Here is a 25,042-nt window from a genome sequence, read left to right on the forward strand (position 1 = left end):
CCGGCCGGGCGCGTCCCCCGGCGGGCGGACCCGCCGTCCACCGCGCGGCGGACGCGGTCGAGCCGCGCGGCTGACGATCCCCGGGCGCGGGCGCCCCGAGCCTGGCCCCATGACTTCCACGACCACACCTCCCGAGGCCGGGCACGAGACCTCGGACGAGACCGCGCCCGCCGCCGACGCCCGCCGCCGTTGGCCGCGGGTGCTCGCCGGCGTGCTGCTGGTTCCGCTCGGCGTGCTGCTCGGCCCCGTCGCCGCCGCGGCCGCCTTCCTCGGCGCCGCCACGGTCACCGACCGGCTCCCGTCGCTGTACGCGGCGGCGCTCGTCGCCCTGCTGCTCGGCTGCGGCCTCCCGGTGCACGCCGCCGTGCGCCGCCGGCACGTCACCGTGACCGTCACCGGCCTGGTCGCGCTGGCCACCGTGCTGCTCGCCGCGGCCACCGTGCTGCGCCCGCTCGACGTGGCCGCGCCGCGACCACGCTTCGAGCCCACCGGCTACTGGGAGTTGCCGACCGGCTCCCGCCTCGCCCACCACCACCTGCCGGCCGTCGGACCGCCGCGTCCCACCCCCGTGATCGTCCTGCACGGCGGCCCCGGCACCCCGGGCGACGGACCGAGCGACGTCGACCGGGCCCTGGCGAGTCGCGGCTACGACGTCTACACCTACGACCAGGTGGGCTCCGGGCGCTCCACCCGGCTGTCCGACCCCACCGGCTACACGGTGGCCCGCCAGGTCGCCGACCTGGAGGCGATCCGCGTCGAACTCGGCGCCGACCGCGTGGTGTTGCTGGGCAGCTCCTGGGGCGCCAGCCTCGCCGCCGAGTACCTGGCCGCCCACCCCGGCCGGGTCGCCGCCATGGTCCTCACCTCGCCCGGCACGCTCTGGGCCCCCGCCTGGGCCGACCGTGGCGAGGGCGACATCTGGGACCGCCTCACCCCAGAACAGGAGCGCCGCATCGCGGAGTTGGAGAACAACCCGCGACTGGTCGCCTGGTCGCTGCTGACCGGGGTCAACCCACGGGCCGCCCACGCGCTCGTCCCGGACGCCGAGATCGACCCGCTCTTCGCCGAACTCCTCGACATCGCCGCCCCGGCCGCCGCCTGCGACCCCACCCGGCCGCTGACGGTCACCTCCGCCGCCCTGCCCGGCTTCTACGCCAACCAGCTCGTCAGCGCCGACCAGTCGACGGTCCCCGACCCGCGCCCCGCGCTGCGCTCCAGCCACGTCCCCACCCTGGTGCTGCGCGGCGACTGCGACTACAAGCGCCCCGAGATCGCCGCCGAGTACGCCGAAGTCCTGCCGGAGGCCCGGCTGGTGACCATCCCCGACGCCGGCCACGTCATCGAGTCCGACCAGCCGGACGCCTACCGGGAGGCGATCCTGGACTTCCTGACGCCCCGCCAGTGAGCGTGCCGGCGGCTCCTATTCGAGATGCGGGGCGGAGCGCGCCATGACATTCTCCGCCCCATGGACCGGGAACAGATCTCCAGGCTCGCCCACGCCGACCATCCGGTCGCGGCGCCGCTCGACGACGACGCCGTGCGCGGCCTCCTCCACCACGGCATCCGGCGCGGCGACGAGCGCGTCCTCGACCTCGGCTGCGGCCGCGGCGAATGGCTGCTGCGCGCCCTCGCCGCGCACCCCGGACTGCGCGCCGAGGGCGTGGACACGGCTGAGAGCGCGCTGGCCGAGGCCCGCGCCGCCGCCCGGCGGCTCGGCGTCGACGACCGCCTCACCCTGCACCACCGGGACGCCGCCGACTTCCCCGCCTCGCACGCGTTCGACGTGGTGCTGTGCGTCGGCGCCACCCACGCCTTCGGCGGCCTGCTCCCCACGCTGGCCGCCGCCCGCGCCCACCTCACGCCGGGCGGCCGGGTCCTGGTGGGCGACGGCTACTGGGCGCACCGGCCCACGCCCGAGGCCGTTGAGATACTCGGCGACCTCGCCGACCTGCCGACCACCGTCGACACGGTCACCGCGGACGGCTGGACCCCCGTCCACGGCCACCTCAGCACCCGCCGGGAACTCGACGGCTACGAGTGGTCCTGGACCGGCTCCCTCGCCTCCTGGGCCCTCGACCACCCCGACGACCCGGGCGCCGCGACCGCCCTGACCCGCGCCACCACCCACCGCGACCAGTGGCTGCGCGGCTACCGGGACGCGTTCGGCTTCGTCTGCCTGGTGCTGCGGCCGACGAACGGCTGACCAGAGCGGGGCCTGGCCTTGGTGGCGTGGCGGGCGGCCTTGTAGGTCTCGGGCAGGAAGCGGTGCTCGACGGCGGTGCGCCTGGTGGCGGCGTCGCCGCCCACGACCTCGGCCCGGCCCTTCATCATGGCGACGAAGCCCTGGCGGGCGACTTCCCGGCGGCTGTTCTTCTTCATACCGGGCCCGAACGCGGTGTTGTCCATGCCGGCCCGGGTGTGGAAGTCGCTGTCGGTGGCGCCGGGCATGAGCGTGGTGACGGTGACGCCGTGTTCCTTCAGCTCCTCGCGCAGGCCGAGGGCGAACATGCGGGTGAACGCGCGGGAGGGCCCGTACACGGTCTCGTAGGGGGTGGGCAGGGTCGCGGACAGCGACGAGGTGATGAGGATCCTGCCCTCGTGGTGGGCGGCCATGTGCCGGGCGACGTGCTTGGCGAGGTGGACGACCGACGTGACGTTCAGGGAGATCAGCGAGAGCTCGTCGTCCAGATCGGTGTCGAGGAACGCACCGCCGATGCTGCGTCCGGCGTTGAGCACCGCCGCGGCCAGCGGACGGCCGGTCTCCTCCACGGCCCGCCACACCGTCTCGACTCCCTGCGTCTCGGCGAGGTCGGCGCGGACGGGGACGACCTGGGCGCCATCGCGGGTGAACTGCTCGGCGGCCTCCTCGATCTTCGCGCTGCGGCCGGTGGCGACCAGGTCGAAGCCGCCCCGCGCGCACAGGCGGGCGATCTCGTAGCCGATGCCGTTGGAGGCTCCGGTGACCAGGGCCAGCGGGCGGGGGGAGGGGGTGCTCACAGACTGCTCCTGTCGTCGGAGGGGGAGGGCGGACGGGGGGCGCCGTCCGGCTCGGGGCGGTGGGGGGCGGGAGTGTTCCAGTCCGCGAGCAGGCGCCATGCCTCCTGGGAGGCGCGGTCGGGGGCGGGCATGTAGAGGAAGAGGGTCTGGTCCTCCTCGCCGGGCGGGACGAGGGCCTGGTAGTCGATGGTCAGCGCGCCGACCGTCGGGTGGTTGAAGCGCTTCTGGCCGTGGGTGCGGGTGAGGACACGGTGGTCGTCCCACCAGCGGCGGAAGTGCTCGCTCTTCATCGTCAGCTCACCGACCAGTTCGGCGGTGCGGGCGTCGTCCGGGTACCGGCCGGCGTCCAGGCGCAGGATCGCCGTCATCTCCGCGGCCAGCCGCTCCCAGTCCACGTACAGCTCGCGGGCCTCCGGCGACAGGACGATCCACCGGGTGAGGTTGCGCTCCCGGTAGGGCATCGCGTCGAAGTCGGCGATCAGGACCCGGCACAGGTGGTTGGTGGCCAGGACGTCGCCGCGTCGGCCGAGGACGAAGGCGGCGTGGTCGTGGAACGAGTCCACGAACCGCCGCAGACCGGGGCGGGCCCGCTGCACGCTGGGCGGCGCGCGCCGGGCACGGCGGCCGGGCCGGGCCTTGACCAGGTCGTGCAGGTGCGACCGCTCCGCCTCGTCCAGGCGCAGCGCCTGGGCGACCGCGTCGAGGACGTCGTCGGAGGGGGTGATGTCACGGCCCTGCTCCAGGCGGGTGTAGTAGTCGGTGCTCACCCCGGCGAGCTGGGCGACCTCCTCGCGGCGCAGCCCTGGCACGCGGCGGTAGGCGCCGCTGTGCGGGAGGCCCACCGACTCGGGGTCGATTCGGTCCCGGCAGCGGCGCAGGAACTGGGAGAGGTCCACGTTGCCGGCCATGGACCCATCGTCCCGCCGCGGTAGGGGCGCGGCGAGCGCGGTGGGTGGGTCGGCTTGTCCCAGGAAGCCGCGTCCCGGGAAGCCGCGTCCCTGGGGCGAAGCGGCCCTGGAATCGCGGGCCGAAGGCCGTTCCGGTGGTGATTTCGTGGCTGAGGCACCCGGTGGACCGGGCCCGACCGGGCTCGACCCGGCGCCGACTCTCCGAGATCACCCACGATGCGAGGACCTCTCATGACCACTTGGCTGATCACCGGCTGCTCCACGGGCTTCGGCCGCCAGCTGGCCGCCACCGTGCTGGCCCGCGGCGACCAGGCCGTCGTCACCGCCCGCCGCCCCGAGCAGGTCGAGGACCTGGTCGCTGCCGCGCCCGACCGGGCTCTCGGCCTGGCCCTGGACGTCACCGACCCCGCCCGGATCCAGGCCGCCGTCGCCGCGGCCGAGGACCGCTTCGGCGGCGTCGACGTGCTGGTCAACAACGCGGGCATCGGCTACTTCGCCGCGGTGGAGGAGAGCACCGACGAGGAGATCCGCCGCATGTTCGAGGTCAACGTCTTCGGCCTGTCCGCGATGGTCCGGGCCGTGCTGCCGGGTATGCGGGCCCGCCGCGGCGGCACCATCGTCAACTTCTCCTCCATCGGCGGCCTGCGCTCCTTCCCGGCCGTCGGCTACTACAACGCCACCAAGTTCGCCGTCGAAGGGCTGAGCGAGGCGCTGTGGCAGGAGGTCGAACCGCTCGGCATCAGGGTGCTGCTGGCCGAGCCAGGACCGTTCCGCACCGACTGGGCCGGCCGCTCCGCGAACGAGACGCTGCCCGGGCACGAGATCGCCGACTACGCCGCCACGGCGGGTGCCGCGCGTGCCTCCTTCCGCGAGAACACCGGCCGCGAGCCCGGCGACCCGGCCCGCGCCGCCGAGGCGATCGTCACCGCGGTCACCGCCGACAACCCGCCCCACCGGCTGCTGCTCGGCAGCCCCGCCTACGACATGGCGCTGGAGAAGCTCGACGAGCTGCGTGCCGAGTTCACCGCCTGGGAGGACCTCGCCCGCGGCGCGGACTTCCCCGCCCAGCACTAGGGCCCGCCTCCCGTTCGCCCCGCCAGGTCGTCGACTCGTCGGCGCGGCGGGCGGCGGCCGGGTGCCCAACGGCCTCCGGTCGCCGCCCGCCGGCCCCGGCGGCGCTCGGCGGTGCGGATCAGCCGAACAGCCGCTCGGCGGCACGCAGAGTGTGCGCCGCGACCGTCCGGCCGAGCCGGACACCGGCCTCGTCCGCCGTCCTGGTGTGGATGCCGGAGAACACCCGGGCGTCGATGTTCTCCCGCGACAGCTGCCGCCAGGTGGTGTAGGTGCGGGTCACGCCCGGCGCGGTCGGGCTGGTCAGCTCGAACGGCGCGGTGCGGGCGCCGACCAGCGCCGTGAGCACGCCCTCGGCCGCGCCCGAGTAGGTGCCGTGGCCGCTCGGGTAGTCCGGGTGGGACGGCGTGACGTGCAGCGGGGTCCAGTCGGCGTCGCCCGCCGCGCGCAGCGCGGTGACCGGGCGCCAGGCCAGGTAGGCGTACTTGCTGTCGGACGTGGCGATCGCGGTGTCCACCAGCGCCACGTGGAACAGCGCCACCAACTCGGCCCGCTCACCGAGGTCCTCCGTCGACCGGCTGAGCGCGACCCGCAGCGGCTCCGTGTAGAGCGTCAGCGAGGAGCCGTACCAGAACGCGGCGGTCTCCGTCTGCTGCTCGGTGCGCACCGTGCTGTCCGCCGAGCCGTAGGCCGCGACCTCGGCCAGGTCGGCCCGGTGGCGCGCCGAGTCGACGGCGGGCGGCGGCGCGAGCCGGTACTGGTCGCCGTCCGACAGCAGGAAGGGCCGCGCGTTCCTGGTGCCGGCCTGGAGCGCGGGGCCGAAGGCCGGCGGCGTCGGCTGCCAGACGCCGGGCGCCGGTTGCGGCACGGGGAAGGTCACGTTGACCGAGGCCGGGTCGAGGCCGTCGCCCTCGCGTTCGGCCAACAGCGCCCGGGCCTCGGCGCGACCGGCCGCCAGGCCGGCGTCCTCGGCCGGGCCGTCGGGCACCCGGTCCAGGGTCTCCGCCAGCGCGGCGTCCAACTCGGTGGCGCGCGCGGGGGCGAGGGCGCTCAGCGCCTCGTGCACCGCACCGGCCAGGGCGGCCTCCTGGAACTCGGCCCGGCCGTCACCGCGGAGCGCCCGCGCGGCGGCCGTCCAACCGATGGCCCAGGTACGGTTGTTGGTGACCTGTGTGGACGCGCCGGCGGCGGCGACGGTGTCCGCCGTCACGTCGTACCACTCGACGGCGACGTCCACCGGCTCCTCGGCGGCGGTGGCGGCGCCGGACGGCAGGGCCAGGGCGCCGACGGCGGCCAACGCGAGGGCCGCGGGGAGGCGTACGGGCAGGCGTGCGGGAGTTCTGCTCAACGAAGGCTCCAGGGACGGAGATCGACAAGGGGGACGGCGGCCACCGCGCTCGTCATCGTCGCACCCCGATGTTGCGCGGTCCTGGCCGCGCGTGACGCCGCCATTGCGGTTCGCGCCATCTGTGATTGGCTGGCCCCCGACCCGAACCGATGATCCTGAACGAAGGTACGTGATCCCCCATGCCCCGTGTCGCCGTCACCGGCGGGAGCGGCAAGCTCGGCCGCGCCGTCGTCAGGGAGTTGCTCGACCACGGCTGGGACGTGGTCAACCTCGACCGGGTGCCCCCGACCGAGCCGCTGTGCCCGTTCGTCCGGGTCGACCTGACCGACTACGGCCAGGTCGTGGGGGCTCTCACGGCGGTGGACGACCGCTACGACCGCGTCGACGCCGTGGCCCATCTCGCGGCGGTCCCGGCGCCGGGGCTGGTCCCGAACACGGCCGTCTTCGGGAACAACATCACGTCCACCTACCACGTCTTCACCGCCGCCCGGCTCGCCGGCATCCGCAACGTGGTGTGGGCGTCGAGCGAGACGGTGCTCGGACTGCCCTTCGAGACCCCGCCGCCCTACCTCCCGGTGGACGAGGAGTACCCGGCCCGGCCGGAGAGCAACTACTCGCTCGCCAAACACCTGGAGGAGCAGCTGGCCGCGCAACTCTGCCGCTGGGACCCGACCTTGACGATGGTCGGCCTGCGCTTCTCCAACGTGATGGAGGTGTCGGACTACGCCCGCTTCCCCTCCTTCGACGCGGACCCGGGGCTGCGCCGCTGGAACCTGTGGTCCTACATCGACGCCAGGGACGGCGCCCAGGCCGTCCGCAAGGGCCTGGAGTACCGGACGCCGGGCGTCGAGGTCTTCGTCATCGCCAGCCCCGACACGGTGATGTCCACGCCGTCCGCCGAGCTGGCCGCCGCCGAGTTCCCGGACGTCGAGGTCAGGACCGAACTCGGCCGCCACGAGTCGCTGATGTCCACGGCCAAGGCCCGCCGCCTGCTGGGCTACGCGCCGGCGCACAGCTGGCGCGACCACGTCTAGCCGCCTGCCGCTACTGTGACCGCGGGCCCGGGACGGCCCGCTCCGCCGCGCGGCTCACCGACTCCCAGCCGGCCCAGGTCTCCATGCGCTGCCTGGAGATGGCGAAGGCCACGTCGTAGACCATGCTGCCGAGCAGGAGCCGCAGCGGAGGGTCCTCGCTGGCGACCAGCTTCATCAACGCCTCGGCGGCCAGCCGTGGTTCGCTGTCCACCGATCCCTCGGCCCACTGCTTCTCCAGCTCCGCGCGCAGCTCGTCGTAGTGGGGATCCGGACGGGTGGCCGTGGTGTTGGCGTAGAGGTCCGTCCAGTAGCCGCCCGGTTGGACGATGGTGACCCTGACGCCGAACCGGGCGGCCTCGGCGGCCAGCGCCTCGCTCATGCCCTCCAGGGCGAACTTGCTCGCGCTGTAGAGGCCGGTGCTGGGGAAGCCGCCGAGCGCGCCGATGCTGGAGATCTGCACGATGTGCCCGCTGCCCTGGGCCCGCAGCTGGGGCAGCACGGCCTGGCCGACCCAGAGCGGGCCGAAGAAGTTGACGTCGAGCTGGGCGCGTGCCTGCTCCTCGGTGAACTCCTCGACCATGCCGGCGAAGAGCGCCCCGGCGTTGTTCACGACGATGTCGAGCCGCCCGAAGTGCGCGGCGGCCTCGCCGACGACGTCGAAGACCGCCTGCCGGTCCGTGACGTCGAGCCGCAGCGCGAGCAGGCGGCCCGGGTGCCGGGCGGCGAGCTCGTCGAGCGGCGAGATGTCGCGGGCCGTGCCGACCACGCGGTCGCCCGCGTCGAGCGCGGCCTCGGTGAAGGCGCGGCCGAGACCGCGGCTCGCCCCGGTGATGAACCAGACCCGGGAGGAGGCGGCGGTGTTCGGGGTTTCCATGGTGTTCCCTTCTGGCGAGACGGTCCGTTCCGTCTCGCTGGCATGAACCATAGAGTCGCCGAGCGCCGCCCGTCAAGACGGACCGTCTCGTCTCATGCATTGCTAGGGTGGACCCATGTCCAAGAAGGCCGCCCCCGACCCCAGCCGCCGCAGCGAGACCGCGCGGCGCGCCATCCTCACCGCCGCCCTCGACCTCGTCGGAGAGGTGGGATACGCGAAGCTCAGCATCGAGGGCATCGCGGCCGCCGCCGGCGTCGGCAAGCAGACGATCTACCGCTGGTGGCCCTCGAAGGGCGCGCTGCTCTTCGACGCCTTCCTCACCCTCGCCGGTGAGGGGGACGACGGGCAGAGCGCGGCCCTGCCCGACACCGGCGACCTCGCCGCCGACCTGAAGCTGGTGCTGCGGGCCACCGTCGAGGAGCTCAACGACCCGCGCTACGACCAGCCCATGCGCGCCCTGCACACGGAGATCGTCCACGACCCGGCCCTCGCCGCCGACTACGCGAAACGGTTGGACGAGCCGATGCGGGAGTTGAAGAAGGAGCGCCTGCGATCGGCGCGGGACGCGGGGCAGTTGGCGGCGGACGTGGACCTGGACGTGGCCGTCGACCTGCTGTTCGGTCCCGTCCTCAACCGCTGGCTCCAGCGCACCGGACCCCTCACCGCCGAGTACGCCGACCAGGTCGTCGACACGGCGCTGCGCGGCCTCCGGCCGCGGGAGCCGTAGGACGCGCAGCGGGGTGGTCGGTCAGCTCGTCGCGCAGGCCGAGCCGTTGAGGGCGAAGGCGGTCGGGCCGGACGCGTCGCCGGTGTGGGTGGCCTGGAAGCCGATGGAGACGCTGGCTCCCGGCGCGATGGTGCCGTTGTAGGCGGCGTTGGTCGCGGTGACCGCGCCGCTGCTCGGACTGTAGGTGGCGTTCCAGCCCGAGGTGATGCGCTGGCCGCCGGCGAGCGTGAAGCCGAGTGACCAGCCGTTGACGGTCGTGGTGCCGGTGTTGGTGACGCTGATGGACGCCGTCAGGCCGGTGTTCCAGCTGTTGGTGGTGACGGCGACGCGGCAGGCGCCGGTGCCCGGATCGGGGCCCGGGCCCGGGTCGGTGCCGCCCTCGCCGAGCGCCGCGGCCAGCGCCGGGTACCAGCGGCTCGCCAACTTCTGGATGCCCGTCGTCTCGTTGGGGTGCACCCCGTCGGTGGTGTCGGCCGCCGTGTCGAAGCCCGTCCACTGGTCGACCACGGTGATCGGCGAGCGCTCGGTGCTGTGCGTGGCGGCCCAACCCGGGATGGCGTTGTTGAGGTTCACCGCGCCCTGGGCGCAGTCGGCGCAGCCGCCCGGGTTCATCGGCGGAATCTGCGCCACGATCAGCCTCATGTCCGGGTTCTGGGCCCGCATCTGGCCCAGCAGCGTGCGGTAGGCGTCCAGGATGGTGGCCGGCGGCAGGTGGCTCCACACGTCGTTGGTGCCGAGCATCATCAGCACGATGTCCGGCTGGGTCGCGGAGAGCCAGCCCGGCAGCTGGTTGTTGTTGGCGATGCCGGTGGCCAGGAAGCCGCCGTGTCCCTCGTTGTCGACGTCGAAGGAGCCCTGGCAGTAGGGGTTCTGGAGGGTGCCGACGAAGTCGACGTCGGTGTGACCGGTGGACTGCAGGTGCTGCCAGAGCAGCGCGCGCCAGCAGCCGTTGTTGCCGGTGATGGAGTCGCCGAGCAGCATGACCCGGGTGGGCGTGGCGGCCGCGGCGGGCTGCGCCGCGAGGCCGGTGCCGGCCGCGAGCAGCAGGGTGAGCAACAGCGTCAGGAGCCGACCGAGCCGGCGCCGTGGTGAGGCGGACATGAACGCTCCTCGGAGTCGGGGACAGGTTTTGGGAGCGCTCCCAAGGCGGACTATCGAGCCACCGGTGAAGACCGTCAATCCCCGCCGCGTCCCCGGCCTCAGGTCACTCGGTGAGCGCCGCCGCGAACCTCTCCCGGTTCCCGGCGAGCCAGGCCCGCAGCCGGTCCCAGCGCTCCCAGCCGCCGTTCCTGGCGAGCGCCGCCAGATAGCCGGGGTCGCCGCGCCCCACCCGGGCGGCGACGAAGGCCCGGCAGACGTCCGTCGCCTGCTCGATCACCAGCGGCAGTGCGGCGCGCTCCGGCCAGGAGAGCCGGTAGGCGTCCGCGAGCAGCCGCAGCCGGGCGAAGGGCTCCGGCTGTCGCGGATAGGCGGCGGTCGCGGAGTCGGGGTCGAGCATGGGCACCCAGTAGCGGGCGGTCATGGCGAGGTCCCAGATCGGGCGCCCCGGGGCGGCCATGTCGAAGTCGATCAGGGCGACGGCCCGGCCGTCGGTGAAGACGACGTTCTCCGGGCAGACGTCGTTGTGGCAGAGCAGCGGCCCGCCCTCGGGGTCGGACAGCTCGCGCGACCAGTCGGCCGAGGTGTCGACGGGGACGGTCGCGCTCGCGTCGTGCAGGCGCCGCAGCAGCCGGCCCACCGACTCCAGGGCGGTGTCGGTCAACGCCCAGTCGGGGAACGGCGGCAGGGCGACGTCTCCCGGGACGAAGGACAGCTCCTCCTGCCCTTCGTCGGTGAGCCGGACCGGGGCCGGGACGCCGTCGAAACCGGCCCGGCGCAGGGCGTGGAGGTGGGCGTGGAGCGCCCGCGCGCCCGGTGGGGCGGGGCGGACGACCACGTCGCCCCGCCGTCGTACCGCGCCCGCGTTGGCCATGCCGCCCGGCAGCGGCTCCCCGTCCGTCGTCACGGCGGTCACGTTACCGGCGGCAACCGGGCCTCGATGCCGTCGAGTACGAGGTCGAGGCCCAGCTCGAAGGAGCCGTCGAAGTCGGCGTACTCGACCTGGGCGTGGGCCGCCAGCGTCGGGTACCGGTCGGCATGGCGGGTCAGATGGTGCTGGACGCGGCGGCGCAGGGCGGCCTCGCGCTCCGGGGCGCGGACGGTGGCGCGCCAGACGTTCTCGGCGGCCGAGTGGCCGTGGGCGTAGGAGGTCAGCGCGTTGACGGCGGCGATCAGGCCGGGGCCCGTGAGCCCCGCCCCGGCCAGCGCGGCGTAGAAGCACTCGGAGTGGGCGAGCGCGATCGGGCCGAGCAGCGGCCGGGTGGCGCGCAGCTCCGGCACCCAGGGGTGGCGGCGCATCGTCCGCCGGCTCTCCACGAGTTGCTCGGTGAGCACGGCCCGCCACGGCGAGCCGGGCGCCGGCAGCGGGATCTCGTCGAAGACCGCGTCCAGGGCCAGGTCGAGGACGTCCTCGCGGCTGCCGACGTGGCCGTAGAGGGACATCGTGCCGGCGTCGAGGCGGGCGGCCAGCCGGCGCATGGAGAAGCCGGCGACGCCCTCCGCGTCCAAGAGGGCGACGGCCGCCGCCACGATCCGCTCCCTGGAGAGCCGGGGCCGGGGCGGCCGGTCGTCCTCCTCGCGCAGCCACAGGCTTTCCGTCGTCATCCGTACAGTGTACGGAAGTTCGTACACCTAGCGTCGGTCGTATGGATGAGCGAACGGTGCGGGACGCATGGGTGCGCGGCTACGCGCGGTTGGCGCTGCGGGTCGCGCGGCGCGTGGGTGGCATGGTGATCTACCGGGGCCCGGCCGCCTGGGAGCGGGAGGTGGCGGCGGAGGAGGAGCCGCCGGCCGGGCGGCTGGTGGAGGACGCGGAACGTCTGCTGGACGGGCTGCCGTTCGGCCCGCCACGGGCCCGCTACCTCGCCGCGCAGGTCCGTGCGTTGCGCGCGGTGGCGCGGACCCTGGACGGGACGGTGCCGCCGCTCGCCGAGTACGCGCGGGAGACGCTGGGCGTCGTCGCGGACCCGGTGGACGAGCCGGTGCTCGGCGCGGCGCACGACGCGCTGGACGCCGCGCTGCCGCGCGGCCCGGGGTCGTTGGCCGACCGGCTGCACGCCTGGGAGGCCGCCCACGCCCTGCCCGAGGCGCGCCGCGCCGACCTCCCGGGGCTGGTCCGGCTGGCCGTGGCCGAGACGCGCGCCCGCACCGGCGCGTTCGTGTCGCTCCCGGCGGACGAGCGGGTCGGCGTGCGGCTGGTGGACCAGGCGCACTTCCTGGCCGCCGGCTCCTACGACGGCGGGTCGCGCTCGACGATCCACATCAACCGGAGCCTGCCGTTCAACCTGGCCGACCTGCTCTACGTCGTCGCCCACGAGGGGCATCCCGGCCACATCGCCGAGTCGCTGCTGAAGGAGATCCACCTCCTGGAGCGGCGCGGCTGGACGGACCAGTGGGTGCGGTTCATGCTCTCGCCCTCGTTCGTGGTCAGCGAGGGGCTCGGGCTGCACGCCCAGGAGCTCGTGTTCCCCGGCGACGAGGCCCGCCGCTGGCTGGCGGACCGGGTGTTCCCGACCTACGGCATCGCCCCCGACGGCACGGACCTGGCCGCCGTGCACCGGGCGCGCAACGTGCTCTGGGGCGCCTGGGCCAACGCGGCGCTGCTGGCCGCCGAGGGCAGGCCCGAGGCCGAGGTCGCCGGCTACCTCGGCCGGTGGGCGCTGCTCGACGAGGCCGGCGTCGCGGCCGCGTTGACCTCGCTGCGGGCGCCCGGCATGGGCCTGTACGTGCTGGGCTACCACCACGGGCACCGGGTGGTGGGGGAGTACCTCGGGCGCGGCGGGGACCGGGCGGCGCGGGTGCGGCGGCTGCTCACCGAGCAGTTGCTGCCGGCGGACCTGACCGGTGCCGGCGGCGCGTAGCGCGGCGGCGTCCCGGCGTCAGCCCGCCCCCCGGAGCGGCAGTCCGGTGGCGTGGTAGATCGCGTCGATGACCCGGGTGTTGGCCAGGAAGTACTCGGGACCGGTCGGCAGCGGCCGGCCGTGGGTGATCGCCTCGGCGAACGCCCGCAGTTGGCAGGTGTAGGTGTCCGGGCGCCCGGCCACCCTCTCGTGCCGGCGTCGGCTGCCGGTGTCGAGGACGATGCGATGGAACAGGTGCGGCCCGAGCGGGTTGAGCACCGTCAACCGTCCTGCGGAGCCCTCGACGCGGCAGTGGCCGGCCAGCAACGGCCAGCCCCACATCGAGGTCACGATCCGGCCGGTCGCGCCGTTCGGGAAGCGCAGCCGGGCGTCGACCCGGCGGTCGACGCCCGGGGTTCGGATCCTGGCCTCGGCCCCGGTCACCTCCGTCGGCTCGGCGCCCGTGAGCGTGCGCAGCAGCGCCACCGCGTAGACGCCCAGGTCCATGACGGCGCCGCCACCGAGCTCGTAGCTCCAGCGGATGTCCCCGGTGGAGGGGATCGGGAAGGCGATCCGGGCCTCGACGTGCCCGACCTCGCCGATCGCGCCCTCCGCGACGAGCGTCCTGACCCGGTCCGTGAGTGGGTGGTAGGCGGGGTGCATCGCCTCGCAGACGATCCGCCCGGTGCGGGCCGCCACGTCCGCCAGCCGCCGGGCCTCCGCCTCGTTGCCGGCGATCGGCTTCTCGCACAGCACGTGCTTGCCGGCGCGCAGCGCCCGGACGCTCCACTCGGCGTGCAGGGAGTTGGGCAGCGGCACGTAGACGGCGTCGAGGTCGGGGTCGGCGAGCAGCGCGTCGTAGTCCTCGTGGACGCGTGGGATGCCGAGGCGGCGGGCGTGGGCATGGGCCCGGTGCCGGTCCCGGGCGGCGATCGCCGCCACCGTGACCTCGGGCACCCGACGGGCGGGCAGCACCAGCGCGCGCCGCACGATCCGGGCGGCGCCGAGGACGCCGATCCGCACGGTCTTCCGGGCTTCTCCCACCATCGCCTCCGGCTACAACGACTCGTGGATGACCTGGCCGACGCGTAACGCGTTGGCCGCGACGGTGAGGCTCGGGTTGATGCCGCCGCTCGACGGCAGCATCGAGGTGTCGACCACGTACAGGTTGTCCAGGCCCCAGGCGCGGTTGTCGCGGTCGAGCACGCTGGTCCGCGGGTCGTCCCCGAAGCGGCAGGTTCCGCACTGGTGGCCCAGGGCGCTGTTCATGTCGGCCCCCGAGAGATGGACGGGCGGGAGCCACGACCCGGGCCGGCGGCCGAGGCGGGAACGCAGCAGCCGGGTGAACTCGCGGTGCCGCCTGCGGTCCGGCGCCCCCACGGTGTACCGCAGTTCGAGGAACGGACCGTTCCCGCCGGTGCTGCCCGGCCCGGGCAGGACCCGGTTGTCGGCGTAGGGCAGGTCCTCCATGATGGCGGCCATCGTGACGAAGCGCTCCTGGACCGAGGGCCGCCAGCGCCGGTCCGCGAGCGGGCGCAGCGGGCCGAGCCGACGACGGTTCTGCCGGGTGGAGTTCACCAGGAAAGCGTAGGGCGGTACGTGTCCCATCGACTGGAACGTGCCGTACTTCTCGCCGTCCACCCGGTAGAAGTCGTTGACGCTCAGCTCCTTGACCTGGCCGCGCACGGGCTCTCCCCGGCCGGCCCGGAACAGGTAGACGTCCACGAAGTGCCGCATCAGGTTGCGGCCGACCAGGTCGTGGTCGTTGGCGAGGCCGTGCGGCCACTCCTTCGACGCCGAGTTGAGCAGCAGGACCGGCGTCATGAGCGCGCTGGCCGCCACCACGACGACCCGGCCGCGGAACACGTGGGTGCTGCCGAGCCGCCTGGCGACGACTCCGGTCACTCGGGTCCTCGTGGCCTCCAGCCGCACCGCGGTGGTGCGGTCGAGCAGGTGGGCGCCGTACGCGCGGACGGCGGGCTCCACGCAGATGTTGCCGGCGTGGTTCTTGCAGCCCGAGGCGCACAGGAAGGTCTGGCACGCCTGGCAGCCGTCCTGGTACTCGCAGGCGACGTGCAGGCCGTAGGGGTTCATGCCACGCTCGGTGAGGTGTTCGGCGAGCGCCGCGTTGGCGGGGGTGACCGGGCCCGGCGGGAGCAGCGCCGCGGTGTCGTCGTCGGGGCGGAGCGGGTCGGCGGTGCCGCGGACGCGGTAGAGCCGTTCGGCCTTCCGGTACCAGGGCACCAGCTCCTCGTACTTGACGGGCCAGGTCTCGGGGACGGTGGAGTCGCCGGTGTCCGAGAAGTTCTCGCGCGGGGTGAAGTCCTCGCGGAAGAAGCGCTCGGTCACCATCCCGTAGAGGGCGGACGAGCCTCCGACGCCGGAGCCCACGATGGGGCGGAACGGCTTCGGTCGCCTGCCGGGGGTGGTGTCCTCGAACCACTGGGCGTTCCGACCACCGCGGGCCAGGTGCTCGTCGTGCTCCGCGTCCGTCACCCCGGCGAGGTCGAACGCCTCCTCCGGGTAGCCGCCGACGAGCGCCCCGGCCCCGGCGTTCGCGTAGCCCCGCTCCAGGAACAGCACGCGTCTGCCGAGGCGGGCCAGTTCGTGGCCGAGGGTCCCGCCACCCATGCCGGTGCCCACGACGACGGCGTCCCAGGTGACGCCCTCCAGCTCCTCGACGGCGCTCATCTCGGCCGGCCCTCGGCGCCCGCGGACAGCCGGGGGGAGCCGGCGGCCGTCTCCAGGACGGCCTCGGCGGCGCGAGGTGCCCCCGGGTAGCGCGCGTAGGCGGCCCTCAACTGCTGGGCGCGCTCCCGATAGCCGTGCTCCCGGAGCACGCGGGTGACGGCCGAGCGGATCCGTGCCGGGCGCGGGTTCGACGTGCGCAGCGAGATGCCGGCGCCCGAACAGGCCACCCGCCGACCGACCTCCATCTTGTCCTCGCTGCGGCCGGCGGTCACCAGCGGGACGCCGTGGGCGAGCGACATCTGCACACCGCCGTAGCCGCCGTTGGTGACCATCACGTCGGTCAGCGGCAGCAGTTCGGTGTAGGGCACGAACCGCTCGACGCGGAGGTTGGCCGGGCGCGGCGTGGGGAGCGCGTCGTCCGGGAGGTCGCCGAGGGCGGTCGCCACGACCAGTGCGTCCGTGTCCGCGAGGGCCGAGACGGTGGGCAGCACGAGCTGCCGGGGGTCGGTCGCCGCCGTGCCCTGGGTGACCAGCACCACGGGCCGGCCGGCGGCCCGCGCCGCCCGCAACTCGGGCCACCAGTCGGGCGGGGACCAGTCGTCCACGCCGGTCGGCAGCATCGGGCCGACGAACTCGACGGCGGCCGGCAGGTCGCTGCGCGGGTACTCGAACTCCGGTATCGCCGCCACCAGGTAGCGGTCGGCGATCCGCACCGTCCAGTCGGTGAGGAAGTCGTCGAGGACCGGGAAGTCGACGGCGCGGGCCGCCCGGCGCAGGGCGCGCTGCGCGTCCCGGAAGAGGACGTGGGTGACCAGCCACTGGAGGCCTCGGTTGCGCAGCCGCCCGAGCGGCGACGACGAGGGGGCGAGGCCGGTCCCGGACGGCGCGGTGTCCACGCTCGACACGGCGAGCGGACCGACGACGTACACCACGCTGGCGATCCCGCGCCGGCTGGCGACCATGGGGCCGGCGAGGAAGCAGTGGTCCGAGACGACCACGTCGGGACGGAAGTCGTCGATGACCCTCGACAGCTCCCGGGCGTATTCCGGTACGGGTTCGACGAAGAGCTCTCGGATGATTCTCTTGAAGCCGCCGATTCCGCTCCGGTTGCCGGTCATGTCCTGGAGCACGTCGCCGTCTGTTCCCGGGGCGCTGGGAACGAACTTCGCGCCGACGCGGCTCACCAGTGGCTCGAACTTCCGGCCGGTGTACCAGGCGACCTGGTGGCCGGATTTCACGAGTTCGCGCGCGACCGGAAGTCCTGGACGGACGTGGCCGGTTATGGGAATGGTAGCAAAGAGAATTCGGGTCATGAGCCCCTCGTTCCTCACCAGACGCGGTCGGTTGCGGACCCTGTGGAAAACACTGTGGCATCGCGTCGGAGAGGCGACAAGCCCCTACGGGCCGCGCCGAATTCGATAGGGGCGATAGGGGCGACAGGGGACGTGAATTCCGGCACGAAACGGAATCCACGTCCCCCCTGGTAATGTGGGCGTTCACCGTCCGCGGGGACGCCTGGTGCCGCGTGGCGAGGCCGGGGACGCCGCCGCCAGTTCTACGGTGGCGTACTGGTCGAGGTCGGTCGGCAGATCCGTGCGTCTGTTCACATTGAGTTTCCGGTAGACCCGGGTGAGGTGCTGTTCCACCGTGCTCACGGTGATGTAGAGCTTGGCGCTGATCTCCCGGTTGGTCAGCCCCAGGGCCGCCAACACGGCGACGCGACGCTCGGCCTCACTCAGTTCACCGACCTTCCACAGCGAGGAGGGCAGGTGATGGTCCATCGGGCCGGCGAGGGCCAGCGTGCCCGCCGGTAGCGGATCGGGGAACGACGGCCCACTGCCGTACCACCTGTCGAGCCGCGTCGCCCGGGCGCCGACGTCCCGGGCCTCGGCCGCCTCCCCGGCGGCTTCCAGCTCCTGGCTGAGCTCGCGCAGGGCACCCGCCAGTTCGAACTGGTCGCCGCTCGCGTCCAGCAACTCGACCGACTTACGCAACAACGGCACCCGCTCCTCGGGCGGGGACGCGGCGGCGAGCACCCGGACGAACATCCCCCGCGTGCGGGGGCCGATCGGGGCCGAGCCCGCGAACTGCTCCTCGACCAGGGCCCGGGCGGTGTGCGGATTGCCCATGGCGAGGTGGGTCCTGGCGGCGCCGAGCCGCCACGGGACCAGCGTCTGGACATCCAGCTCCCACCGGCGCATCAACTCGCCGCACCGCGTGAAGTCCGCCATCGCGGAGTGCACCCGGTTGGTGGCCAGGTAGAACAACCCCCGCTCGTAGAGGTAGAAGAGCCCGAACTGGGTCTGGAACATGGCGTCCGGTACGGGCAGATGCAGCAGGGCGGACGCCTCGTCGTACCGGCCGGCCCTCGTCGCGGTGGCCACCTGCACGGCCAGCGGAATACCGATCGCCACCCCCCAACCCTGGGCGGTGAACAGCCCGTGGGCCGTCTTCGCCTGGCGCGCGGCGCCGCCGAGGTCACCGCGGCGCGCCAGGATGAGCGCGTAGATCGCCCCGATCATCGCCCGCCACACCGGGGCGTGCTGGCTGATCGCGTCCGTGAGCAGCGCCTGGCACAGTTCCTCGGCGCGCTGGTCACCGTCGACGTAGAGCAGGGCCAACAGGGCCGACAACTGGAGGTCGATGGTCTCCTCGCGCAGCGGGGAGCCACCGAGCACCTGCTCCGCCGCCGCGATGATCTTCTCCCGGCAGTCACCGGAACGAATGCGCTCCAGCATGTCCACCGCCCGCGCCCAGGTGGTGCCGGAGACCACCTGGGGCGCCGCCATGTGCCGGGTGAGGCCCTGACCGGCCGGCGGGCACAGGAACCTGAGCCACTCCACCGTCAGGCCGAGACTGCCGGGCGCCGCCGGATCGCCGGACGCCGAGGCTGCGATGGCGGTCAGCACCTCGCCCAGCTCGTCCAGGTGGCCGTACCACAGCAGGTACTTCGCCAGGTACAGGACGTCGTCCTGGGACAGGTCGCCGTCCGCGCGCGCCGCTTCGAGCGCCGCCAGATGCCGGGCCGCCGCCGAGGGCCGACGGGCCCACTCGACCCGCAGCAGCAGGCTCAGCACCTCAGCCCGCTCGCTGCCCTCGGTGCTGCTGCGGGCCGCGAGGTCGAGCCATCCGGTGACCGCGTCGAACCGGTGGCTGAGCAGGTGGTCCTGCGCGGCCTGGCGCAGCGTGTCCACCGCCCACCGCCCCCGCACGGTGCCGCCGAGCCGGTCGGCGGCCATCAGTTGGGCCGCGATGTCCGCGCACCTCGCCTCCCGGCCGTGCAGCAACTCGGCCGCCTTCAGGTGCAACGCGGCCCGTTCGGCCGGGCTCACGCTGTCGAGGACCGCGGTTCTGACCGCCGGGTGCCGGAGCTGGCCGCCGGTCACCAGGCCCGCCGTCTCCAGCACGTCGAGCGCCCGCCGGACGTCGACCGGCTCCATGTCGAGCAGTTCGCCGAGCAGCGGGTCGCTCGATCCGGTGTCCTCCAGGATGGCGAGTCCGCACGCCACGTCGAAGGGCGTGCGTCCCCACCGGCGCAGGCAGGCGATCACGGCGCGGGTGAACTGCTGGCCCACGGCGATCGTGCCGTCCGTCAGCGGGATCGCCGCCCGGTGGCGCCGCGCGCGCTGGTCGTCGATCAGCGCCCGCACCAGGAGGGGGTTGCCGCCGCTGAGGGCGTGGCACTCCGCCGTGAGCAACTCGGCCATCTCGGGGCCGAGCGCCTCCTCGAGCAGTCGGCCGATGCCGGCCTTGGAGAGTGGTGCCAGTTGGAGGTGGACGGTCTGCAGCGGGCGGACGATCTCCGAACGGAACAGGTCGTAGCCGGGGTTGGGCAGCGTCCACTCGGTGAAGACCAGCAGCACCCGGGAGGTGCGGAGCCGGCGTTCGAGGTAGAGCAACGCGCGTAAGGAGGGTTTGTCGGCGAACTGGATGTCGTCGACGGTGATCACCACGGGCCGGCTCCTGGCCAGCCGGATCAGGTCCTCGCAGAGCTCGTCGAGCACTCCGGCGCAGTCGCGGTCGATGGTCGGCGACTCGGCCGCCGAGCCCAGCGAGTCGGCGGAGAGGTCGGTCATCCGGAACGGCTCGACGCCGTGGAACAGCTGCCTCAGCAGGCCGAAGGGAAGGGTCTGTTCGGCGTGCGAGCCGGTCGCGGAGAGCAGCACCGCTCCCTCGTCCACGGCGTATCTGGCGAACGCGCGGGTCAGCTCCGTCTTGCCGCAGGCCACCCCTCCGCTGACCACGACGAGTTGGCCCCATCCCTTGAGACAGGTCGTGTACGCCTCGCATAAGATGTGCACATCGTGTTCACGATCGACCGGGATCATGTCCTCCCCCTTAGGAACGTGCTTCACCTGCTGAGTCGTGAGATGTCAGATGCGGTTCCCCGTGGTTTTCCGATCTGTCGCGCCCTGGCGGTGGTCTTCGAGCGTCAGGAGTGAGGCGTGCGATGGTCTGGCGCACGCGTGACGGAGCCGTGCTCCGCGCCGTACTCCAGTTTGAATGTCTCCCGGTGATATCGCAACCATTTCTGAATTGAACTGGCTCGGAAACGGGACGAATCTTGCGTTTGTTTCCCTGTGGTCGCGTGGAGTTCGCACACGGAAACATGGTGAGCCCCGCCGCCTCGACAAGGCGGCGGGGCTCACCCGCGGGGCTGAACCGGGGGTTATTCAGCCCGACGTGGCCGCGTCGGCCGTCACCGACGGCGCCTCGCGATGGGCCGCCAGTCGCGGCAGCAGGAAACTGGCCGCGAATGCCACGATCATCATGCCGACGGGCAGCAGCAGAGTGAGCTCGAATGCCCGGCTCGAATCATCCGCCCACTCAGCCGGAGTGGGCTCGCTCGGCAGCAGACCGAAGAAGAGCGCGCCGATGGCGGAAACCCCGATCGCGGCGCCGGTCTGTTGCAGGGCGTTCAGCACGCCGGACGCCGAACCGGCCTCGGTCACCGGGACGTCGGAAAGCGCGAAGTCCATCACGATCGAGATGGAGAAGCCCATGCCGGCCCCGCCGAGGAGCAGCGGCAACGCCAGCGCCACCGCGCTCGCGTCCGGGCCCTGCTGCCGGATCACCAGCAGCATGGCGAGCAGGCCCAGGGTGGTCACCACGAGCCCCACCTGGACGATCCGCCGCCCGAACCGCTGGGCCAGCACGTTGATGGCCAGCCCGGCGAACACCGCCGCCGCCAGCCCCCACCAGATCCCGGCGACGCCGGCCCGCATGACGCTGTAGCCGAGCCCGTTCTGCAGGTAGACGGTGAAGGTCAGGAAGAAGCCGAACACCGCGCCGAAGCCCAGCAGCAGGATCGCCATGCCGCCGGTGAACGAGCGGTGCTGGAACAGGGACATCGGCAGCAGAGGGGAGGACGCCCGCTGCCGCTGGTGGACCACGAAGAGGGCGAGGGCCGGCACCGAGAGCACCATGCTGACGAACGTCCAGGCCGGCCAGTCCTCCTCGTGCCCCACCGCCAGCGGATAGAGCAGGAGCAGCAGCCCGATCGCCACCAGCACCATGCCCACGATGTCGAGCCTGGTCGCGGTCGCCGACCGCGACTCAGGAAGCAGGAAGTGGGCGGCCACCAGCGTCAGCAGGCCGACCGGCACGTTCACCAGGAAGATCAGCCGCCAGCCCAGGCCGGCGATGTCGCTCTCGGTCAGGAGCGCGCCCACGACGGGGCCGCACACCGAGCTGACCGCGTACATCGCGCCGGCCGCGGTGAGCGGCCTGGCCCGCTCGTGCGGGGCGTACATGACCTGGATGGTCGCGATCACCTGGGGCACCATCAGCGCGGCGGCCAGGCCCTGAGCCACCCGGAAGGCGACGAGCTGACCGCCGGTCTGGGCCACGGTACACAGCAGCGAGGTGAGCACGAAGAGACCCATGCCGGCCATGAAGACCCGCTTGCGGCCGTACAGGTCGCCCAGGCGCCCGCCGGTGATCAGGCCGATGGCGAACGGCAGCGAGTAGCCGGCGATCAGCCACTGGAGCGCGGCGCTGCTCGCGTTCAGGTCCTCCTGGATGGGGGGCAGCGCCACGTTGACGATCCCCGTGTCGAGCAGGTCCATCAACATGCCGATGAGGAGCACGGTCAGCGCGGCCGTGCGCCGTCGCGGCGATCCCCCGGCGACCTCCGGGGCGTGCGCTTCCACCTGTGTCACTGTCGTCTCCCGCCGCGCTTCCGCGGTCTCCTCGTAGGTGCGGTTGTCAGGCATTGCGGATCGGTTCGCCCTCCACGACGGCCCCCCGCGCCGGGTGGGCGTCGGACGGCGGGTCCGGTCGGTCGTCCGACCGCCGTGGCCGTCCCGGCCACCAGTTGGCGTGCCCGAGCAACTGCATGGCGGCGGGCACGATGATCGAGCGGACCACGGTGGCGTCGATCACCACGGAGAGCGTCAGCCCGATGCCCAGGGTCATCAGGAACAGCGAGGTGGCGGTGAACCCCATCGCGGCGAGCACGACGATCATCAGCAGCGCCGCCCGCGTGATGACCGAGCCGGTGCTCCGCAGGCCCACGTCGATGGCCCGGTGGTTGTCGCCGGTGGCCTGGTACTCCTCGCTCACCCGGCTCACCAGGAACATCTCGTAGTCGGTGACCAGGCCGAAGGCGATCGTGACGATGAGCCCCAGGGTCCACACGTCCGTCGTGCCCACCTCGTGGAAGTCCAGCAGGCCGGCGAGTCCACCCTCCTGGAAGCCCCAGACGATGATGCCGAGCGAGGCCGCGAGCGAGAGAAAGGCCACGAGCACCGCCTTGACCGGCACGAGCACCGACCGGAAGGCGAGGAACAGCAGGACCAGCGAGGAGAGGCCGACGAAGACCAGCGCCCAGGGCAGCGAGTCGGTGGTCGCCTCGGTGTTGTCGAGACTGAGCGCCGGCCCACCGAGACCGCCGACGAGGACCTCGGTGGCGCCGGCCGGCGGATCCAGGGCCCTGATCTCGCGTACCAGGTCGAGGTTGGCCGCGTCGTCGGCCTCGCCCCGGTGGGCGACCGTCACCCAGGTCAGTTCGGCGTCGGCGCGGTGCACGGCCGTCTCGGTCGCACCGTCGAGACCAGCCAGGGTGTCCAGGTAGTCGTCGATGGCGCCGCGCTCGACGGGGCCCGACACGGCGATGTCCACCCGGGTGCCGGCCGGGCCGTCGGGCGGGAACTCCTCGTTCAGCATCCCGGCGACCACCTGGCCCTCGTTGGTGACCGGCAGGTAGCGGTGGTTGGTCATGCCCGGCTCCAGTGAGAGCAGCGGGGCCGCCGCGACCAGGAGCGCCAGCAGCCCGCCGGTCAGCCACGGCAGGGGGCGCCGGGTGACGGCCCGCGCCAGCCGCGCCCAGGCCCGGTCCTCCCGGCTGACGGTCGCGGCGGCGCGGCGCGGCCACGGGAGGCTCAGCGCGTTGATCCGCGGGCCGAGGACCGCGAGCGCCGCGGGAAGCACCAGCAGCGCGGCCGCGATGTCGAAGAGCACCACCGTGATGCCGCCGAAGCCGAAGGAGCGGGACACCGGTTGCGGGAAGAACAGCAGCCCGCAGAGCCCGATGACGACGGTGAGGCCGGAGAACGCGACCGTGCGCCCCGCCGTGTTCATCGTCGCCGCGAGCGCCTCGGCCACTTCGCCGTCGCGGCGTTCGAGCTCCTGGCGGAACCTGCTGACCATGAAGAGGCCGTAGTCGATGGCGAGTCCGAGGCCGAGCAGCGTGGAGATCTCCAGGGCGAAGATCGAGACGTCGGTCACGTAGGTGAGGCCGCGCAGCAGGACCATCGAGCCCAGGATCGCCATGATTCCGAGGGCGACGGGGATGGCGGCGGCCACCAGGCCCCGGAAGATGACCAGGAGGAGGACGAGCAGGATCGGCAGCGAGATCAGCTGGGCGGTGGCCAGGTTCTCGGTGGCGAGGCGCTGGAGCTGGTACTCGCTGGTGAACCCGCCACCGAGGTAGGTCTCCAGGCCGCTGGCGCGCACCTCGTCCTGGATGTCGCCGTAGGACTCCAGGCGCTCGGCCGAGTCCTCGCCCCGCAGGGTGATCGTCGCCAGCACGGAGCGGCCGTCCTCGGCGACGTACTCGGCGCGCTGTTCAGGGGTGAGCTCCGGGCTCCAGTAGCTGGTCGACGAGATGACCTCGGACTCCGGGAGCCGGGCCAGTGCCTCGGTCACGGCCTGCTCGAACTCGGCGTCGTCCACCGTCAGTTCTCCGGTGGGATCGGTGTACACCGCCGCGGCGTCCACGTCCCCCGGCTGGTGTCCGAAGTGTTCCTCGAGCAGCGCGTTGGCCCGGTTGGCCTCGGCCTCGGGAGCGGTGTAGCCGCCGCTCCCCATGGCGTTGAACACCCCGCTGCCCCAGGCGCCGGCGACGACCACGAAGAGGGCCGCCGCGACGAGTAACCCGCGCCTCCGCCCGTAGGCGAAGCGCCCCAGCCATGAGAACATAGCGATGCCACCTGATGTGTCGTCATGTGTGAACGGAGCTGATCCGAGGGGAAGTCGAGCGCCGGCTCGACGTGAGGCAACCGGAGGGCGACCGGAACTCCGGCCCCCACCAAGGGGGTTGACGATGTCAACCTAACAGCCGAGGTGTACGACGTCAACCCGGCGCCTTCCCGAGGGGTGCGCGGTATAGTCGAAATGTGGCCCCCCGTACGCGTGAACTGCTGATATCCGCCGCGGCCGAACTGCTCGACGCCGGCGGGCGCGAGGCTGTGACCCTGCGCGAGGTGGGGCACCGCGCCGGCGTGTCGCACAACGCCCCGTACAAGCACTTCGCCAACAAGGAGGCGCTGCTCGCCGGCGTCGCCGCACGCGAACTCACCCAGCTCGGCGCGTCGTTGGCCGCCCTGTCGCAGCGGGACCTGCCCGCGGACGCGGTGTTGCGCGCGGCCCTTCGGGAGTACGTGGGCTGGGCGTTGGCCTATCCCGCCCGTTTCGCGTTGGTGTTCAGCCCGTGGACCGCCGAGTTCGGCGATCTTGCCACCGCCGCCGACTCCAGCCGGAGCACACTGCTCGGCATCGTCGAGGCCGCCCAGCGGGCGGGACAGCTCCCCTCCGGCGACACCGAGCGAGTGACCGGCCTGCTCCAGGCCGTCGTCCACGGCGCCGTCGACCTGGCGGTGATAGGGCACCTGGCCGTCGGCGGCAAGGGAAACGCCGACCCGGACGGCCTCGTCGACGACCTCCTCGGCTACCTGCGGGCCTCGGCGGCGATCGTCACCTCGGCCTGACAGCCGAAGGGGTGGCCCGGCGTGGCCGGGCCACCCACGGTCGATTCCTCATTCGGCGATCGAGATGGCCCCTCCCGGGCACCCCGCCGCCGCCCGCCTGACCGCCTCCCGGGCCGCCGCCGGCGGGTTCTCCGCGAGGAGGACGACGAGGCCGTCCTCCTCGCTCTGGTCGAACACCTCCTCCGAGGTCTGCGCGCACTGCCCCGCACCCACGCACCTGTCCTGGTCCACGCTGACCCGCACGG

The 25,042-nt window shown here is 73.2% G+C and carries 21 protein-coding genes; 7 read left to right on the forward strand and 14 right to left on the reverse strand.

Annotation, left to right across the window (positions count from 1 at the left end):
- Positions 1 to 109: 109 nt before the first annotated feature.
- Both RNC47_RS02270 and RNC47_RS02275 read left to right on the forward strand, forming a co-directional pair.
- On the forward strand, positions 110 to 1,405 hold the full coding sequence (locus RNC47_RS02270; RefSeq protein ID WP_311594985.1) for an alpha/beta fold hydrolase: 1,296 nt from the start codon (positions 110 to 112) through the stop codon (positions 1,403 to 1,405).
- Between the two features lie 60 nt (positions 1,406 to 1,465).
- Complete coding sequence (locus RNC47_RS02275) at positions 1,466 to 2,203, forward strand: SAM-dependent methyltransferase (protein WP_311594987.1); 738 nt, start codon at positions 1,466 to 1,468, stop codon at positions 2,201 to 2,203.
- Here RNC47_RS02275 and RNC47_RS02280 read toward each other — a convergent pair.
- Both RNC47_RS02280 and RNC47_RS02285 read right to left on the reverse strand, forming a co-directional pair.
- Complete coding sequence (locus RNC47_RS02280) at positions 2,149 to 2,997, reverse strand: SDR family NAD(P)-dependent oxidoreductase (RefSeq protein ID WP_311594989.1); 849 nt, start codon at positions 2,995 to 2,997, stop codon at positions 2,149 to 2,151. The two genes, RNC47_RS02275 and RNC47_RS02280, sit on opposite strands and share 55 nt — an antisense overlap.
- Positions 2,994 to 3,905: a helix-turn-helix transcriptional regulator gene (locus RNC47_RS02285; protein ID WP_311594991.1), complete on the reverse strand. Its 912-nt coding sequence runs from the start codon at positions 3,903 to 3,905 to the stop codon at positions 2,994 to 2,996. The genes RNC47_RS02280 and RNC47_RS02285 overlap by 4 nt, the downstream gene beginning before the upstream one ends.
- A 231-nt stretch (positions 3,906 to 4,136) precedes the next feature.
- Between RNC47_RS02285 and RNC47_RS02290 the strand changes: the two genes are divergently transcribed.
- On the forward strand, positions 4,137 to 4,979 hold the full coding sequence (locus RNC47_RS02290) for an oxidoreductase (protein WP_311594993.1): 843 nt from the start codon (positions 4,137 to 4,139) through the stop codon (positions 4,977 to 4,979).
- Positions 4,980 to 5,097: 118 nt separating this feature from the next.
- Here the strand turns inward: RNC47_RS02290 and RNC47_RS02295 are convergent, their stop codons facing one another.
- Positions 5,098 to 6,324 (reverse strand): vanadium-dependent haloperoxidase, encoded by a 1,227-nt coding sequence (locus RNC47_RS02295; protein ID WP_311594996.1) that lies wholly within the window; start codon positions 6,322 to 6,324, stop codon positions 5,098 to 5,100.
- 179 nt (positions 6,325 to 6,503) lie between these two features.
- On the opposite strand from RNC47_RS02295, the gene RNC47_RS02300 reads away from it, so the two are divergent.
- Positions 6,504 to 7,358, forward strand: coding sequence for an NAD-dependent epimerase/dehydratase family protein (locus tag RNC47_RS02300; RefSeq protein WP_311594998.1), 855 nt, complete (start codon positions 6,504 to 6,506; stop codon positions 7,356 to 7,358).
- Positions 7,359 to 7,368: 10 nt separating this feature from the next.
- Here RNC47_RS02300 and RNC47_RS02305 read toward each other — a convergent pair whose 3' ends face one another.
- Positions 7,369 to 8,232 (reverse strand): SDR family oxidoreductase, encoded by an 864-nt coding sequence (locus tag RNC47_RS02305; protein ID WP_311595000.1) that lies wholly within the window; start codon positions 8,230 to 8,232, stop codon positions 7,369 to 7,371.
- A gap of 115 nt (positions 8,233 to 8,347) precedes the next feature.
- Between RNC47_RS02305 and RNC47_RS02310 the strand changes: the two genes are divergently transcribed.
- A complete protein-coding gene (locus RNC47_RS02310; protein ID WP_311595002.1) occupies positions 8,348 to 8,959 on the forward strand; it encodes a TetR/AcrR family transcriptional regulator in 612 nt (203 codons plus the stop codon).
- A 21-nt stretch (positions 8,960 to 8,980) separates the two neighbouring features.
- Here the strand turns inward: RNC47_RS02310 and RNC47_RS02315 are convergent, their stop codons facing one another.
- The 3 genes from RNC47_RS02315 to RNC47_RS02325 form a co-directional block, all read right to left on the reverse strand.
- Positions 8,981 to 10,060 carry a cellulose binding domain-containing protein gene (locus RNC47_RS02315; RefSeq protein ID WP_311595003.1) on the reverse strand — a complete coding sequence of 360 codons (1,080 nt, stop codon included), beginning with the start codon at positions 10,058 to 10,060 and terminating at the stop codon, positions 8,981 to 8,983.
- Between the two features lie 103 nt (positions 10,061 to 10,163).
- Positions 10,164 to 10,973 (reverse strand): phosphotransferase enzyme family protein, encoded by an 810-nt coding sequence (locus tag RNC47_RS02320; RefSeq protein ID WP_311595005.1) that lies wholly within the window; start codon positions 10,971 to 10,973, stop codon positions 10,164 to 10,166.
- Positions 10,970 to 11,662, reverse strand: a complete 693-nt coding sequence (locus RNC47_RS02325) for a TetR/AcrR family transcriptional regulator (RefSeq protein ID WP_311595006.1) — start codon at positions 11,660 to 11,662, stop codon at positions 10,970 to 10,972. Before RNC47_RS02325 ends, RNC47_RS02320 begins: the two co-directional genes overlap by 4 nt.
- Positions 11,663 to 11,703: 41 nt before the next feature.
- Between RNC47_RS02325 and RNC47_RS02330 the strand changes: the two genes are divergently transcribed.
- Positions 11,704 to 12,918 carry a hypothetical protein gene (locus tag RNC47_RS02330; protein ID WP_311595008.1) on the forward strand — a complete coding sequence of 405 codons (1,215 nt, stop codon included), beginning with the start codon at positions 11,704 to 11,706 and terminating at the stop codon, positions 12,916 to 12,918.
- 18 nt (positions 12,919 to 12,936) lie between these two features.
- Here the strand turns inward: RNC47_RS02330 and RNC47_RS02335 are convergent, their stop codons facing one another.
- The 6 genes from RNC47_RS02335 to RNC47_RS02360 all read right to left on the reverse strand — a co-directional run bounded on the left by RNC47_RS02335 (position 12,937) and on the right by RNC47_RS02360 (position 24,009).
- Positions 12,937 to 13,944: a Gfo/Idh/MocA family protein gene (locus RNC47_RS02335; protein ID WP_311595010.1), complete on the reverse strand. Its 1,008-nt coding sequence runs from the start codon at positions 13,942 to 13,944 to the stop codon at positions 12,937 to 12,939.
- 9 nt (positions 13,945 to 13,953) lie between these two features.
- A complete protein-coding gene (locus RNC47_RS02340) occupies positions 13,954 to 15,588 on the reverse strand; it encodes a GMC family oxidoreductase (RefSeq protein ID WP_311595012.1) in 1,635 nt (544 codons plus the stop codon).
- The gene (locus RNC47_RS02345) at positions 15,585 to 16,826 is read right to left on the reverse strand and encodes a glycosyltransferase (RefSeq protein ID WP_394814689.1); all 1,242 of its coding nucleotides are present in this window, start codon (positions 16,824 to 16,826) and stop codon (positions 15,585 to 15,587) included. Before RNC47_RS02345 ends, RNC47_RS02340 begins: the two co-directional genes overlap by 4 nt.
- A gap of 258 nt (positions 16,827 to 17,084) precedes the next feature.
- Complete coding sequence (locus RNC47_RS02350; protein ID WP_311595015.1) at positions 17,085 to 19,916, reverse strand: helix-turn-helix transcriptional regulator; 2,832 nt, start codon at positions 19,914 to 19,916, stop codon at positions 17,085 to 17,087.
- 345 nt (positions 19,917 to 20,261) lie between these two features.
- Positions 20,262 to 21,749 carry an MFS transporter gene (locus RNC47_RS02355; protein WP_311595017.1) on the reverse strand — a complete coding sequence of 496 codons (1,488 nt, stop codon included), beginning with the start codon at positions 21,747 to 21,749 and terminating at the stop codon, positions 20,262 to 20,264.
- Between the two features lie 46 nt (positions 21,750 to 21,795).
- Positions 21,796 to 24,009: an MMPL family transporter gene (locus RNC47_RS02360; RefSeq protein WP_311595019.1), complete on the reverse strand. Its 2,214-nt coding sequence runs from the start codon at positions 24,007 to 24,009 to the stop codon at positions 21,796 to 21,798.
- A gap of 197 nt (positions 24,010 to 24,206) precedes the next feature.
- On the opposite strand from RNC47_RS02360, the gene RNC47_RS02365 reads away from it, so the two are divergent.
- The gene (locus tag RNC47_RS02365; protein ID WP_311595021.1) at positions 24,207 to 24,797 is read left to right on the forward strand and encodes a TetR/AcrR family transcriptional regulator; all 591 of its coding nucleotides are present in this window, start codon (positions 24,207 to 24,209) and stop codon (positions 24,795 to 24,797) included.
- Between the two features lie 48 nt (positions 24,798 to 24,845).
- On the opposite strand, the gene RNC47_RS02370 is transcribed toward RNC47_RS02365, so the two are convergent.
- Complete coding sequence (locus RNC47_RS02370) at positions 24,846 to 25,040, reverse strand: ferredoxin (protein WP_311595022.1); 195 nt, start codon at positions 25,038 to 25,040, stop codon at positions 24,846 to 24,848.
- Between the last annotated feature and the right edge of the window lie 2 nt (positions 25,041 to 25,042).

The sequence above is a fragment of the Streptomyces millisiae genome, from assembly GCF_031845425.1.
GTDB classification, from domain to species: domain Bacteria; phylum Actinomycetota; class Actinomycetes; order Streptomycetales; family Streptomycetaceae; genus Streptomyces; species Streptomyces millisiae.